The sequence below is a fragment of the Inhella proteolytica genome (assembly GCF_016093275.1).
Taxonomy (GTDB): domain Bacteria; phylum Pseudomonadota; class Gammaproteobacteria; order Burkholderiales; family Burkholderiaceae_C; genus Inhella; species Inhella proteolytica.
Genome location: NZ_JAEDAK010000008.1, coordinates 134,646 through 149,375, shown reverse-complemented (window position 1 = coordinate 149,375; position 14,730 = coordinate 134,646). Strand labels below are relative to the sequence as shown.

Annotated in this window: 11 protein-coding genes and 1 tRNA gene; 8 read left to right on the top strand and 4 right to left on the bottom strand. The window is 67.7% G+C overall.

Annotated elements, in window-relative coordinates; all coding sequences use genetic code 11:
• The first annotated feature begins 96 nt into the window (after positions 1-96).
• Together I7X39_RS13045 and pbpG are read left to right on the top strand one after the other, a co-directional pair.
• The gene (locus tag I7X39_RS13045; protein WP_198111595.1) at positions 97-1,638 is read left to right on the top strand and encodes a 2-isopropylmalate synthase; all 1,542 of its coding nucleotides are present in this window, start codon (positions 97-99) and stop codon (positions 1,636-1,638) included.
• Between the two features lie 297 nt (positions 1,639-1,935).
• Positions 1,936-2,928 carry a D-alanyl-D-alanine endopeptidase gene (gene pbpG / locus I7X39_RS13040; protein ID WP_198111594.1) on the top strand — a complete coding sequence of 331 codons (993 nt, stop codon included), beginning with the start codon at positions 1,936-1,938 and terminating at the stop codon, positions 2,926-2,928.
• 103 nt (positions 2,929-3,031) lie between these two features.
• Here the strand turns inward: pbpG and I7X39_RS13035 are convergent, their stop codons facing one another.
• Genes I7X39_RS13035 through hpnC form a run of 4 tightly spaced genes read right to left on the bottom strand, consistent with a single transcriptional unit; the run spans position 3,032 to position 6,768 of the window.
• Positions 3,032-3,793, bottom strand: coding sequence for an IclR family transcriptional regulator (locus tag I7X39_RS13035; protein WP_198111593.1), 762 nt, complete (start codon positions 3,791-3,793; stop codon positions 3,032-3,034).
• A 4-nt stretch (positions 3,794-3,797) separates the two neighbouring features.
• A complete protein-coding gene (gene hpnE, locus I7X39_RS13030) occupies positions 3,798-5,063 on the bottom strand; it encodes a hydroxysqualene dehydroxylase HpnE (protein ID WP_198111592.1) in 1,266 nt (421 codons plus the stop codon).
• Positions 5,060-5,908 (bottom strand): presqualene diphosphate synthase HpnD, encoded by an 849-nt coding sequence (gene hpnD / locus I7X39_RS13025; RefSeq protein WP_198111591.1) that lies wholly within the window; start codon positions 5,906-5,908, stop codon positions 5,060-5,062. Before hpnD ends, hpnE begins: the two co-directional genes overlap by 4 nt.
• Positions 5,905-6,768 carry a squalene synthase HpnC gene (hpnC, locus tag I7X39_RS13020; RefSeq protein ID WP_198111590.1) on the bottom strand — a complete coding sequence of 288 codons (864 nt, stop codon included), beginning with the start codon at positions 6,766-6,768 and terminating at the stop codon, positions 5,905-5,907. The genes hpnD and hpnC overlap by 4 nt, the downstream gene beginning before the upstream one ends.
• Before the next feature lie 140 nt (positions 6,769-6,908).
• Between hpnC and I7X39_RS13015 the strand changes: the two genes are divergently transcribed.
• From I7X39_RS13015 to clpX, 6 genes are all read left to right on the top strand, one after another.
• A complete protein-coding gene (locus I7X39_RS13015; protein ID WP_198111589.1) occupies positions 6,909-7,994 on the top strand; it encodes an efflux RND transporter periplasmic adaptor subunit in 1,086 nt (361 codons plus the stop codon).
• A gap of 19 nt (positions 7,995-8,013) precedes the next feature.
• Positions 8,014-11,142 carry an efflux RND transporter permease subunit gene (locus I7X39_RS13010; protein WP_198111588.1) on the top strand — a complete coding sequence of 1,043 codons (3,129 nt, stop codon included), beginning with the start codon at positions 8,014-8,016 and terminating at the stop codon, positions 11,140-11,142.
• An 87-nt stretch (positions 11,143-11,229) separates the two neighbouring features.
• A tRNA-Leu gene (locus I7X39_RS13005) sits at positions 11,230-11,316 on the top strand.
• Positions 11,317-11,338: 22 nt separating this feature from the next.
• Positions 11,339-12,655 (top strand): trigger factor, encoded by a 1,317-nt coding sequence (gene tig / locus I7X39_RS13000; protein ID WP_198111587.1) that lies wholly within the window; start codon positions 11,339-11,341, stop codon positions 12,653-12,655.
• A 105-nt stretch (positions 12,656-12,760) separates the two neighbouring features.
• Positions 12,761-13,369 (top strand): ATP-dependent Clp endopeptidase proteolytic subunit ClpP, encoded by a 609-nt coding sequence (gene clpP / locus I7X39_RS12995; protein ID WP_310739918.1) that lies wholly within the window; start codon positions 12,761-12,763, stop codon positions 13,367-13,369.
• 85 nt (positions 13,370-13,454) lie between these two features.
• Positions 13,455-14,720, top strand: coding sequence for an ATP-dependent Clp protease ATP-binding subunit ClpX (gene clpX / locus I7X39_RS12990; RefSeq protein ID WP_198111586.1), 1,266 nt, complete (start codon positions 13,455-13,457; stop codon positions 14,718-14,720).
• Positions 14,721-14,730: the final 10 nt, after the last annotated feature.

Here is a 14,730-nt window from a genome sequence, read left to right as displayed (position 1 = left end):
GTGCGTTGACGCGTCCAGCCTTGTGCTGACCCCCTCCACGGCCCGCCCAGTCCAAGCTGCGCGGGCCGTTTTGTTTTTCCGACTCTGGAGCACCAAATGGCCGACCGCCTGATCATCTTTGACACCACCTTGCGCGATGGCGAGCAGTCGCCCGGCGCCTCGATGACCAAGGACGAGAAGCTGCGCATCGCGCGCCAGTTGGAGCGCCTGCGGGTCGATGTCATCGAGGCCGGCTTTGCGGCCGCCAGCCCGGGCGACTTCGAGGCCGTGAAGGCCATCGCCGACGCCATCAAGGACAGCCGCATCTGCTCGCTGGCGCGCGCCAACGACCGCGATCTGAGCCGTGCCGCCGAGGCGCTCAAGGGCGCCAACGCCGCGCGCATCCACACCTTCATTGCCACCAGCGAACTCCATATGGAGAAGAAGCTGCGCATGACGCGTGAGCAGGTGCTGGAGCAGGCCCGCCTGGCCGTGCGCTTCGCGCGGCAGCATTGCGACGACGTCGAGTTCTCGCCCGAGGACGGCTACCGCAGCGACCCGGACTTTCTCTGCCGCGTCATCGAAGCGGTGATCGAGGAGGGCGCGGGCACCATCAACATCCCCGACACCGTCGGCTACGCCATTCCGGAGCTGTATGGCGAGTTCATCGCCAATCTGCGCCGCCGCGTGCCCAACTCTGACCGCGCGATCTGGAGCGTGCACTGCCACAACGACCTCGGCATGGCGGTGGCCAACTCGCTGGCCGGCGTAAAGATCGGCGGCGCGCGGCAGATTGAGTGCACGATCAACGGCCTGGGCGAGCGCGCCGGCAACTGCTCGCTCGAAGAGGTGGTGATGGCGGTCAAGACCCGCCGCGACCACTTCGGCCTGGAAGTGGGCATCGATGCCAGCCAGATCGTCGCCGCCTCGCGGCTGGTCAGCCAGACCACCGGCTTCGTCGTGCAGCCCAACAAGGCCGTGGTGGGCGCCAACGCCTTTGCCCATGCTTCGGGCATCCACCAGGATGGCGTGCTGAAGGCCCGTGACACCTACGAAATCATGCGCGCCGAGGACGTGGGCTGGGCGGCCAACAAGATCGTGCTGGGAAAGCTCAGCGGCCGCAACGCCTTCAAGCAGCGCCTGGAGCAACTCGGCATCACGCTGGAAAGCGAGGCCGAGCTGAACGAGGCCTTCCAGCGTTTCAAGGTGCTGGCCGATCGCAAGGCCGAGGTGTTCGACGAGGACATCCTGGCCCTGGTGATGGAAGAGCAGGCCGACCACGAGCCCGATCACTACAAGCTGCTGGCCCTGAAGCAGAACTCCGAGATGGGCGAGCGCCCGCGCGCGGCAGTGGTGTTCGAGGCCGGCGGCACCGAGTACCGCGCCGAAAGCGAAGGCAATGGGCCCGTGGACGCCTGCGTGCGCGCGATCGAATCGCAGCTGCAAAGCGGTGCGGAGTTGCTTCTATTCAGCGTCAATGCCATCTCCAGCGGCAGCTCCGAGAGCCAGGGCGAGGTGAGCATGCGTCTGCAGCTGGGCGGGCGCGTGGTGAACGCGGTGGGCGCTGACCCGGACATCATCGTGGCCTCCGCCAAGGCCTACCTCAATGCGCTGAACAAGCTCCGAGCCAAAGGCGAAAAGCTGCTGGCACAGGGCTGAGATCGGACCGAGGACAGCCCCCGCCGAGGCCAGAGGCCTCGGCCTTCGTGGGGCATGAACAGCCCAATGGGCTGTTCATGTCCGCGCTCAGTCCTGCGGGGGCTGGTTGGGGCGCGGTGGAAGTCAATGAAGACTCCCCTTCGAAGGCCACATTTCCGACCGCCCAGCCACCCCACCCCCAACCCGTGACAAACCGCAACTTTCGACCCCATCTCAAGACTTCCCCCTAAGTCTTTGATGTTGAAAGCCCGCAAGACCGACCGTTACACTCGACACCCCTTTGCTGGAGAGCTGTCGATGCGTTTGCTGGGCCTGTTGTGCTTGAGTCTGGTTCTGAGCGTGGCGGACGCGGGCCTGGGTGTGCAGACGGCCGACGCAGCCACCAAGAAGACCCAGCAGGCCGAGCGCCAGCAGGTTCGCAAGAGCAAAGCCAAGAGCCCACGCAAGACGGCGGTGCAGGCGCCCAAGCGCCGTGTGGTCGCAGCGGTGGCGCCGGCCCGGCCCAGTTTCGGGCAGCAGCTCGGGCTGGAAGAGAGCCCGTCGCCGCTGGCGCTGAAGTCCAATGTGGCCCTGGTGCTGGACCAGGAGACCAATGAGGTGCTGCTGGCCAAGAACGAGGGTGCGGTGCTGCCGATCGCCTCGATCACCAAGCTGATGACCGCCCTGGTCGTGCTGGAAGCCCAGCAGCCGCTGGATGAAGTGCTGACCATCAGCAACGAAGACATCGACACCGAGAAGCACACCGGCTCGCGCCTGGCCGTGGGCACGCAGCTGACGCGGGGCGAGATGCTGCACCTGGCGCTGATGTCGAGCGAGAACCGGGCCGCCAATGCGCTGGGGCGCCATTACCCCGGGGGGCTGGCGGCTGCGGTCGAGGCCATGAACGCCAAGGCCCGGCAGTTGGGCATGCGCGACACCCGCTATGTGGAGCCGACCGGCCTCAGCAGTTCCAACCAGAGCAGCGCCAGCGATCTGGCCCGGCTGGTCAAGGTGGCCTACGAAGTGCCGCTGCTGCGCGAGCTTTCCACCACGGCCGAGCACCGCGTGCGTGTGGGGCGGCGCGACATGGCCTTCCACACCACCAATGGCCTGGTGCGCAGCCGCAGCTGGGACATCGGTTTGCAGAAGACCGGCTACATCGCCGAGGCCGGCCGCTGCCTGGTGATGCAGGCCGAGTTGGCGGGCCGCAAACTGATCATGGTGTTCCTCGACTCGGCCGGCAAGTACAGCCGGATCGGCGATGCCGAGCGGGTCAGGAAGTGGCTGAGCAGCGACCGAGCAGGGTCCTGAGGGCGAGGCCGGACTGAAACAGCCCCGTGGGCTGTTTCAGCCTGCCGAGCGCCAAGGCCTCTGGCCTTGGCTGGGGCGCTGGCAGCCGGTCAGCCTTCTGTTGCTAAGCCCGATACCCCAGGGCTGCCGAAATCGCCGCGGCCGTGTCCCGCAGCTTGGGCTCCCACCCTTCCTCCAGCCGGTCCGAGGGCGCGGAGATCGACAGCCCCGCCACCAACTTGCCCTGGTCGTCAAAGATGCCGGCGGCCATGCAGCGCACCCCCAGCTCCAGTTCCTCTTCGTCGCGTGAGACCCCGCGCGCGCGCACCGTGGCCAGCTCGCGCTCCAGGCGGGGCAGGTCGGTGATGCTGTTGCGCGTATGGCCGGCCAGACCGGTGCGCGTGGCGTAGGCGCGCACGCGCGCCGGCTCGTCATGGGCGAGGAAGAGCTTGCCCACCGAGGTCAGGTGCAGCGGGGCGCGGCCGCCCACCGCACGCACCACCTGCATGCCGCTGCGCTCGCTGTAGGTGCGTTCGATGTAGACGATTTCGTCGCCCTGACGCACCGAGAGGTTCACCGGCTGGTGCGTGAGCTTGTGCAGCTCGCGCATCGAATCCAGTGCGGCGTCGCGCACATCCAGCCGCGCCTTGACCAGATTGCCTAATTCCAGCAGGCGCATGCCCAGGCGGTAGCTGCCGGGTTCGGGCCGGTCGACATAGCGGCCCAGGGTCAGGTCGTTGAGGATGCGATGGGCGGTCGAAGGGTGCAGTCCGGTGGCCTCGGCCAGGGCCTTCAGCGGAATCGGATCGGCATGGCGGGCCAGCACATCCAGCAGCGCAAAGGCGCGCTCCAGCACTTGGATCGCGGGCGTGGGGGCTTCACTCATGGCGTCATTGTGCAAGCGCTGCCCGCGCGGCCTGTTGCCCCGAGCGCACGGCGCCCTCCAGGGTGGCAGGGTAGGGGCCCTCGATGTAGTCGCCGCAGGCCCACAGGCCGGGCCGGATCTGGGCGGGCGGGCGCTGCAGATTGGCGGTGCAGGCGAAGGTGGCGCGACGGTCGGCATGGCTGCGCAGCAGGCGCGCCTGGCTCAGCCCGGGCACCTGGGCGGCAACCTGCGCGCGCACGGCCTCAGTCAAGGCGGCACGTCCTTCCGGCAGGCGGCCTGCCAAGGCGCTGCCCACGGCCGCGAAGCGTCCAGGGGTGCCGCCGATGGCCTGCAGGTCGAACAGAAACTGCGCCGGTGCGCCGCGCAAGGCCACCATGGGAGCGGGCAGCTGCACGGCGTCGGCCTCCAGGTAGACGGTCAGGATGGCTTCGCTCTGCAATGCGGCGGTGCTGGCGGACCAGGCGGGCGCGAGGGGCGTGCACAGCCGAGCCGCTTCGGTGGCGCTGCAAGCCAGCAGCACCCGCGTGCAGGGCTCACCGTCCAACAGCCACCGCCCCGCTTCGCCCGCCTGCAGGGCTTGCACGCGCCGCCCCAGCTCGATCTGGGCACCCTGCGCGCGCAACCAGCGGGCCGCGGGCGCGGGCAACAGCTGGTCCAACGGACGGCGCGGCAAGAGCAGGTCGGCGGCGCCGGGCCCGCCCAGCAAGGCATCGCGCAGCACGCGCAGGAACACGCTGGCACTGGCCTGCTCGATCGGCGTGTTCAGCGCCGCGATGCACAGGGGTTCGAACAAGTCCTCGCGCACCGCGGCGGGCAAGCCATGGCAGAGCCGGGCCACGCTCCATTCGCGCGGGCAGCGCAGTCCGCGCAGCAGCAGGCCCGCGCCCCAGCGGGCCAGGGCCAGGCGCTCGCGCAGCTGCCAGCCCGGGTGGCCCGCCACGGCCTGCACCAGTGCCAGCGCCGCCGGGCGCCCCGCAGGCCAGCGCAGGCCGCGGCCTTGTGCGTCCACCAGGGCCAGCGGGCCGCGCCACAGCAGGGTCTGCGGGTCGGCGCCTACCCGGCGCATCAGATCGAGGGTGTGGCGATAGGCGCCGATGAGGATGTGGTGCCCGCTGTCCAGCGCGTCGTCGCCTGCGCTCAGGCTGCGCGCCCGGCCTCCGAGCTGGGGTGCCATCTCCAGAAGGCGCACGCGGGCGCCGGCCTGCACGGCCTGCACCGCCGCCGCGATGCCGGCCCAGCCGCCCCCGACGATCGTGAGGTCCGCGCTCAACGGCCGCGCCAATTGGTGCGCATGGCGATCCACAGCTTGCGCAAGGGCGTGAGGGCGATGCGCTGGTGCAGCACCTGGAAGTGCTCGGCCTCCAGCTCGCACAGCAAGGCGCGGTAGATGTTGGCCATCATCAGCCCGGGCTTCTGGGCCTGGCGGTCGGCCTCGGGCAGCAGGGCCAGCGCCTCGTCGTACAGGCGGTGCGCGCGCTCGGCCTGGAACTTCATCAGGGCCGTGAAGCGCTCGCTGTAGCCCCAGGGCGCCTCGCGCTTCAGGATCTCGTGGGCCTTGACGTCGAACTGCTGCAGCTCGTTCACCGGCAGGTAGATGCGGCCGCGGCGGGCGTCGTCGCCCACATCGCGCAGGATGTTGGTGAGCTGCAGGGCCAGGCCCAGCTTGTGGGCGTAGGCCACGGTCTGCTTCTGGGTGCGCCCGAAGATCGCACTGGCCACCTCGCCCACCACGCCGGCCACCAGATGGCAGTAGCGCTCCAGTCCGGCGAAGTCCAGGTAGCGGGTCTGCTGCAAATCCATCTCGCAGCCTTCGATGACGGCGAGCAGGTGCCGGGCCTCGATGCCGTAAGGGGCTAGATGGGGACTGAGCGCCAGCATCGCCGGGTGGCTGGGCTGGCCGGCAAACAGGCGCTGAACCTCCTGGCGCCACCAAGCCAGTTTGGTGGCGGCAACGCCCGGGTCCTGCACTTCGTCCACCACATCGTCCACCTCGCGGCAGAAGGCGTAGAAGGCGGTGATGGCGGCGCGCCGCGGCGGGGTCAGGAACTTGAAGGCGTAATAGAAGCTGGAGCCACTGGCGGCCGCCTTGTCTTGCACGTATTGCTGGGGCGTCATGCGCGCGGGTCCATGCGCGCGGCGCGCCAGAGCAGGAGTGGGGCGTCCCAGGCGCGCAGGCGCGGCCGGTGCAGCAGGGTGGCGTGGTTCATGGTGCGAATTTTCTCCGCCACCCGCAGGCCACCCTGAACGACCAGGCGCAGCTCCCAGCCCATGCGGCCGGGCACGCGGAAGGGCAGGCTGGCGCCCTCGCACATCAGTGCGCAGGCCCAGTCCAGTTCGCCCGCCACGCACAGGCGCAAGCTCGGGCTGTCGTGGCCATCCAGAACCTGTCCGACGCTGCTGCCGGCCGCCGCCAGCCGGTCTGCCGGCAGATAAACCCGCCCTTTCAGCCGATCCAGCGACAGGTCTTGCCAGAAGTTGATCAACTGCAGGGCGGTGCAAATGGCATCGGAGGCCCGCAGCGCCGCGGCGTCCTGGATGCCGAAGAGATGCAGCAGCAGGCGACCCACCGGGTTTGCCGAGCGCTCGCAGTAGTGCAGCAGCTCGGCCCGGTTGGCGTAGCGCTGCACCCAGGTGTCTTGGTGAAAGGCGTCCAGCAGGGCCTCCAGAAGCGGCAGCGGCAGTTGGTGGTCCCGCAGGGCCTGCGCCAGCGGATCCAGCACCGGACGCAGCGCGGGCTCGCAGGGCTGGCCCTCCTTGATGGCGCGCAGCTGGGAGCGCAGCTCGGCGATGGCCTGTTGCCGTTCGGCCACAGACGTGTTGCCCTCGTCCGCCAAGTCGTCGGCGTAGCGCGCGAATCGGTAAATGGCCAGGATGGGGGGGCGCAGCGCTGGGGGGCAGAGCCAGGAGGCGACCGGAAAGTTCTCCTGCTGGTGGCGTTGCGCGCTCGGAAGGGCAGATAAGGGCACGGCGCGCATTGTGTCTGCGGCTCTGCCACTGGAAGGAGCTCCAGTACATTAGCGGCGCATCTAAGAACATCGGCACGCCTGGGGGCGAAGCCGTCGATCCCAAAGAGGTTGCGATGACAGCTGCAGCGGGCGCCCATGGCAGGCGTCGGATGGGGGTTTGGGCCTTGGGCTTGGCCCTGGGCGTACTGGTGAGCGGCTGCGGCCGCAAGGACGCCGAACCGGCTCCCGAGCGTGCCGTGCGCACCCAGGTGCTGAAGGTGGCCCAAGCCGGCCAGACCCTGGAGTTCGCGGCCGAGGTGCGCGCCCGCACCGAATCGCGCCTCGCGTTCAGGGTGCCCGGCAAGGTGCTGAGCCGCACCGTCGGCCTGGGCGACAGCGTCAAGGCGGGCCAGGTGCTGATGCGCCTCGATCCGGCCGACCTGAGGCTGGCGGCCGATGCGGCTGAAGCCGCGCTGACGGCGGCCAAGGCCAATCGCGACCAGCAGGTGGCCGACATCAAGCGCTTCCGCGAGCTGAAGAACCAGGGCTTCATCAGCGGCGCGGAGCTGGAACGCCGCGAGGCGGCCTTGCAGGCGGCACAAGCCCAGTTCGAACAGGCCCGCGCCCAGGCCAAGGCGCAGCGCAACCAAAGCCAATATGCGGCGCTGGAGGCCGACGCCGCCGGTGTCATCACCTCCGTGGATGCCGAGCCCGGCACCGTGGTGGCAGCCGGCACGCCGGTGCTCCGGCTGGCCCAGAAGGGCCCGCGCGACGTGGTGTTCCAAGTGCCCGAGCACCAGGTTCTGGCATTGCGCCAGCTGGCGGCGCAGCCCGGCGCGCTGGCCGTGCGCTTATGGGGCCAATCGGAGCTGCTGCCTGCCAAGCTGCGCGAACTCGCCGAAGCCGCCGATCCGGTGACCCGCACCTTCACTGCCAAGGTCGACATCGGTGCCGAGGCGCCGGTGAAGCTGGGTCAGACCGCGACGGTGCTTCTCACTTCGCCCAAGCAGACCGGTGTGGTCAAGCTGCCGATGGCCGCGGTGTTCGAGGCCAAGGGCCAGACGCAGGTGTGGGTGCTGGACCCGGCCACGATGACCGTGCGCACCCAGGCCATCCAGGTGGCCGGGGCGGACGGCAACGAAGTGGTGGTCAGCAGCGGGCTGAGCCCGACCCAGGAAGTAGTGGTGGCGGGCGTGCATGCGCTGAGCCCGGGCCAGAAGGTGCGGCGCTACGGCGCACCGGCCGGCAAACCCTGAGCGGCCCAGGCGCAGCAGCATGAGCAACGCTTCCACGGCCGGCAACGGCAAGTTCAATGTGTCGCGCTGGGCGCTGGAGCACCCGGCGCTGACGCGGTATCTGATGGCCGTCCTGCTGCTGGTGGGCTTCGCGGCCTATTTCCAGCTCGGACAGGACGAAGACCCTCCCTTTACCTTCCGCGCCATGGTGGTGCAGGTGTTCTGGCCCGGCGCCACGGCCCAGCAGATGGCCGAGCAGGTCACCGACAAGGTCGAGCGCACGCTGCAGGAAGTGGCCTATGCCGACAAGATCCGCAGCTTCACCAAGCCCAATGAGTCGCTGACGATCTTCCAGCTCAAGGACAGCGTGCCGTCCAAGGACGTGCCGGGCACCTGGTACCAGGTGCGCAAGAAGCTGGGGGATATGCGCGGCACGCTGCCGCAGGGCGTCATCGGGCCCTTCTTCAACGACGAGTTCGGTGACGTCTACGGCACTATTTACGCTCTCTCGGGCGATGGCTACAGCGCCGAAGAACTGCGCCGCCACGCCGAGACCGTGCGCGCCAAGCTGCTGCGCGTGCCCGATGTGGCCAAGGTCGAGCTGTTCGGCGTGCAGCCTGAAAAGGTCTATGTCGAGATTTCGCACAAGAAGCTGGCGCAGCTTGGCATCGACATCACCCAGGTCATCGGCCAGCTGAATGCGCAGAACGCCGTCGAGGGCGCGGGCCTGCTGAACACGCCGGAAGGCAACGTCGGCGTGCGTGTCGAGGGGCAGTTCGAGAACCTCGACACCCTGCGCGATCTGCCGATCCGGGCCATGAACCCGCAGACCGGCCAGGCCAGCAGCCTGCGCTTGGCCGACATCGCCACCATCACCCGCGGCTATGCCGAGCCGCGCGGCGTGACCGTGCGCCACCAGGGCCGCGAGGTCGTGGCCCTGGGCGTCTCGATGGCCAAAGGCGGCGACATCATTCGCCTGGGCAAGGTCCTGCGCGAGGCCATGAAGACCGTCACGCCCGACCTGCCCTTGGGCGTGGAGCTGCAACAGATCCAGGACCAGCCCCAGGCCGTGCAGCGCTCGGTGGGCGAGTTCGTGCAGGTGCTCATCGAGGCGGTGGTGGTGGTGCTGGCGGTGAGCTTCATCTCGCTGGGGCTGCACACCCGTCCGCTGCGCATCGACATCTGGCCGGGCCTAGTGGTGGGCATCACCATCCCGCTGGTGCTGGCGATCACCTTCGTCACCATGTTCTATTGGGGCGTGGGCCTGCACAAGATCTCGCTCGGCGCCTTGATCATTGCGCTGGGCCTGCTGGTCGACGACGCCATCATTGCCGTCGAAATGATGGTGCGCAAACTGGAGGAGGGGCACGACAAGCTGCATGCCGCCACCTTCGCCTACGAGGTGACCTCGATGCCGATGCTGACCGGCACCCTGATCACCGCCGTGGGCTTTCTGCCGATCGCGCTGGCGCGTTCGGCGGTGGGCGAGTACACCTTCGCCATCTTTGCCGTCACGGCTGCGGCGCTGGTGATCTCCTGGGTGGTGTCGGTCTACTTCGTGCCCTACCTGGGCGCCTTGCTGCTGCACACCCGGCCCGCCTTGCCAGGCGAGGCGCACGAGCTGTTCGACACCCCGTTCTACACGCGTTTTCGCGCCGTCGTGCGCTGGTGCGTGGTGCACCGGTGGCTGACCATCGGCATGACGATCGGCGTGTTCGCCCTGGGCATCGTCGGCATGGGCCGGGTGCAACAGCAGTTCTTCCCCGACTCCAGCCGGCCGGAGATCCTGGTGGACATGTGGCTGCCCGAGGGCTCGCCGATCCAGGCCACCGAAGCCTTGGCGCAGCGCTTTGAAAAGCGGCTCATGAAGGAGCCGGAGCTGCAGTCGGTCAGCATCTGGGTGGGCAGCGGCGTGCCGCGCTTCTATCTGCCGCTGGACAACATCTTTCCGCAGAGCAATGTGGCGCAGGCCATCCTGCTGCCCAAGTCCTTGAAGGAGCGCGAGGCCCTGCGCATGCGCCTGCCGGAGTTGCTGGCGGCCGAATTCCCGGAGGCCCGTGCGCGCACCAAGCTGCTGCCCAACGGCCCACCGGTGCCTTACCCGGTGCAATTCCGCGTCATCGGCCCGGACCCCAAGCTGCTGCGCCAGTGGGCGGACGAAGCCAAGGCCCTGGTGCGCGCCAACCCCAATATGCGTGGGGTGAACGACAACTGGAATGAATCCATCAAGGTGCTGCGCCTGCAGGTCGATCAGGACAAGGCGCGGGCGCTCGGGGTGTCGAGCCAGAGCCTGGCGCAGGCCTCGCGCACAATCCTGTCCGGCACCACGGTGGGCCAGTTCCGCGAGAACGACCGCCTGATCGACATCGTGCTGCGCCAGCCCTTGGACGAGCGCAGCGCCGTCACCGACCTGGCCAGTGCCTATGTGCCCACGGCCACCGGGCGTTCGATCCCGCTATCGCAGATTGCCCGCCACGAGTTCGGTTTCGAGCCTGGCGTGATGTGGCGCGAGGGCCGTCAGTTCGCCATCACCGTGCAGGGCGATGTGGTGGAAGGCTTGCAGGGCGCCACCGTCAGCGGCCAGATCTGGCCCAAGCTGCAGGAGTTGCAGCAGAAGATGCCGGTGGGCTACCGCATCGAGGTGGCGGGCGCCGTGGAGGAGAGCAGCAAGGGGCAGGGCTCCATCTTTGCCGGCGTGCCGCTGATGCTGTTCATCACCTTCACGCTGCTGATGCTCCAGTTGCAGAGCTTCTCGCGCTCGATGCTGGTGTTCCTGACCGGACCGCTCGGTATCGCCGGGGTGGCCGGGGCGCTGATCTTGCTGGGGCGGCCCTTCGGCTTCGTGGCCATGCTGGGCGTGATCGCCTTGATGGGCATGATCATCCGCAACTCGGTGATCCTGATCGATCAGATCGAGCAGGACCGCGAGCGCGGGGTGCCCGCCTGGTCGGCCATCGTCGAGGCCGCGGTGCGGCGCTTCCGCCCCATCGTGCTGACGGCAGCGGCTGCGGTGCTGGCCATGATCCCCCTGTCGCGCTCCGTGTTCTGGGGGCCGATGGCGGTGGCCATCATGGGGGGCTTGATCGTCGCCACGGCTCTGACGCTGCTCGCCCTGCCGGCCATGTATGCGGCGTGGTTCCGTGTACGGGTGCCGGGTCAGCGCCGCTGATTCCTGCGCTTAGCGCATTAGAATCGCGGGTTCGCCGAATCCAGGCTTGGAGCCGGCCGCGCAAGCGGCGGGCTCGGGCTATCCACCGCGCGGGTGGCGAAATTGGTAGACGCACCAGGTTTAGGTCCTGACGCCTTCACCGGCGTGCCGGTTCGAGTCCGGCCCCGCGCACCATCCACATTTAGAGATTTTGGCCATGGCCGTCACCGTTGAAACCCTCGAGAAGCTCGAACGCCGCATCACCCTGACCCTGCCCTCGGCAATGGTCAACAGCGAGGTGGAGAAGCGCCTCAAGAAGCTGTCGCGCACCGTGAAGGCCGATGGCTTCCGCCCCGGCAAGGTGCCGATGAGCTTCGTGGCCCAGCGCTACGGCGCCTCGGTGCAGTACGAGGTGGTCAGCGACCAGCTGGGCGAGGCCTTCGCCAAGGCAGCCAGCGAGGCGCAGCTGCGCGTGGCCGGTCTGCCCAAGCTGGCGCAGAAGGATGTGGCGGGCGAGGGCGAACTGGCCTTCGACGCGACCTTCGAGGTCTACCCCGAGATCAAGCTGGGCGATCTGGCCGGCGTTGAGGTCGAGCGCGTCAGCAGCGAAGTGACCGAAGAAGCGGTCGACCGCACCGTCGAGATCCTGCGCAAGCAGCGCCGCAGCTTCGCCCAGCGCGCTGCGGACGCTGCCGCGCAAGATGACGACCGCGTCACCATCGACTTCGAAGGCAAGATCGACGGCGAGCCCTTCGCCGGCGGCAAGGCCGAAGGCTTCCAGTTCATCCTGGGCGAAGGCCAGATGCTCGAAGCCTTCGAGAAGGCCGTGCGTGGCATGAAGGCCGGCGAAAGCAAGACCTTCCCGCTGACCTTCCCCGAGGACTATCACGGCAAGGACGTGGCCGGCAAGGAAGCTGACTTCCTCGTCACCGTGAAGAAGATCGAGGCGCAGAACCTGCCCGAAGTCAACGAGGCCTTTGCCAAGAGCCTGGGCATCAAGGAAGGCACCGTCGAAGGTCTGCGCGCCGACGTGCGCAAGAACCTCGAGCGCGAGGTCAAGTTCCGCGTGCTGGCCCGCAACAAGGCGGCCGCCATGGAAGCCCTGATCCAGGTGGCCGAGCTGGACCTGCCCAAGGCCCTGATCGAGGAAGAGGCGGGCCGCCTGGCCGAGCAGTTCCGCGAGCGCCTGAAGTCGCAAGGCCTGAAGGACGTCGAGAAGGTGCCGCTGCAGAGCGAAATGTTCGCTCCGCAGGCTGAGCGCCGCGTGCGTCTGGGCCTAGTGGTTGGCGAGCTGGTCCGCACCGAGAAGCTGCAGGCCAAGCCCGAGCAGCTGCAGGCCCACATCGAAGAGCTCAGCCAGAGCTACGAGAAGCCCGCCGAAGTGATGCGCTGGTACCTGAGCGACCGCGAGCGCATGCAGGAAGTCGAGGCCGTGGTGATCGAGAACAACGTCACCGACTTCGTGCTGGCCAAGGCCAAGGTCACCGACAAGGCCCTGCCCTTCGATGAGCTGATGGCGCAAGCCCAGGCCTGATCCGGGCCTCGGCCCAAGCGGGGCGCCGTGCCTTCCCGGGCCGGCGCCCTGGTCATTTCTGAGCCCCCATAATCGCCAGCTTCAAGCCGTAGGAAGCCCTTTCGAATGAGCGCGTTGGAAACGAGCAATCTGGGTATGGTGCCCATCGTCATCGAGCAATCCGGCCGTGGCGAGCGTGCGTACGACATTTACAGCCGCCTGCTGCGCGAGCGCATCGTGTTCCTGGTCGGGCCGGTCAACGATGCGACGGCCAATCTAGTCGTGGCGCAATTGCTGTTCCTGGAGAGCGAGAACCCGGACAAGGACATCTCGCTCTACATCAACTCGCCCGGCGGCTCGGTCAGCGCCGGCCTGTCGATCTTCGACACCATGCAGTTCATCAAGCCGCAGGTCAGTACCCTGTGCCTGGGCATGGCTGCCAGCATGGGCGCCTTCCTGCTGGCGGCCGGCGAGAAGGGGAAGCGTTTCGCGTTGCCCAACTCGAAGATCATGATCCACCAGCCGCTGGGTGGTGCGCAGGGGCAGGCGACTGACATCGAGATCCATGCCCGCGAAATCCTGAAGACCCGCGAGCAGCTGAACAAAATCCTGGCCGACCGCACCGGCCAGGCGCTGGACAAGATCCAGAACGACACCGAGCGCGACTACTTCATGTCCGCCGCCGAGGCGGTCGACTATGGCCTGATCGACAAGGTCGTCGAGCGCCGCGCCTGAGGCGCCAAGCGCGGTTTTTCACTTGACAGGGCCCTGGGGGGGCTGGTCTATCATCGACCGCACCCCAGCCGCCGAGAGACACCCCATGGCAGACAAAAAAGGCGGCTCCAGCGAGAAGGTGCTGTACTGCTCCTTCTGCGGCAAGAGCCAGCACGAAGTCAAGAAACTCATCGCCGGACCCTCGGTCTTCATCTGCGACGAGTGCATCGAGCTGTGCAACGACATCATTCGCGACGAGGTGGCGGCTCCTGCGCCGGCCCTGCGCAGCGCCAAGACCGATCTGCCCACCCCGGCGGAGATCAAGACCACGCTGGATCAGTACGTGATCGACCAGGACGCTGCCAAGCGCACCCTGGCCGTGGCGGTCTACAACCACTACAAGCGCCTGCGTCACCTGGGTGAGGCCGGCAGCGAAGTCGAGCTCAGCAAGAGCAACATCCTGCTGATCGGCCCGACCGGCTCGGGCAAGACCCTGCTGGCCCAGACGCTCGCACGCCTGCTCAACGTCCCCTTCGTGATCGCCGATGCGACCACGCTGACCGAGGCCGGCTATGTCGGCGAGGACGTCGAGAACATCATTCAGAAGCTGCTGCAGAACTGCAATTACGACGTCGAACGGGCGCAGCGCGGCATCGTCTACATCGACGAGATCGACAAGATCAGCCGCAAGGCCGACAACCCCTCGATCACCCGCGATGTGTCGGGCGAGGGCGTGCAGCAGGCCTTGCTGAAGCTGATCGAGGGCACGATGGCCTCGGTGCCGCCGCAGGGTGGGCGCAAGCATCCGAACCAAGACTTCCTGCAGATCGACACGACCAACATCCTGTTCATTTGCGGCGGCGCGTTCGATGGTCTCGAAAAGGTCATTCAGAACCGTTCCGAGAAGTCGGGCATCGGTTTTGGCGCCAGCGTCACCAGCAAGAGCGAAAAGCGCGTGGGTGAGCTGTTCAAGGAGATCGAGCCGGAAGACCTGATGAAGTTCGGCATCATTCCCGAACTCGTCGGTCGCCTGCCGGTCGTCGCCACGCTCAGCGAGCTGAGCGAGGAGGCCCTGGTCAAGATCCTGGTCGAGCCCAAGAACGCGCTCATCAAGCAGTACCAGCAACTGCTCGCCATGGAAGGCGTGGAGCTGGATGTGCGCCCCTCGGCCCTGCAGGCCATCGCCCGCAAGGCCCTGAAGCGCAAGACCGGCGCGCGCGGGCTGCGTTCCATCCTGGAAGCGGCGCTGATCGACACCATGTTCGATCTGCCGAGTCTCGATGGCGTGGCCCAGGTCGTGCTGGACGAGAGCAACATCGACGAGGGCAGCAAGCCCCTGCTGGTCTATCGCGAGGCGAAGGCCAGCGCCTGAACGCATTGGC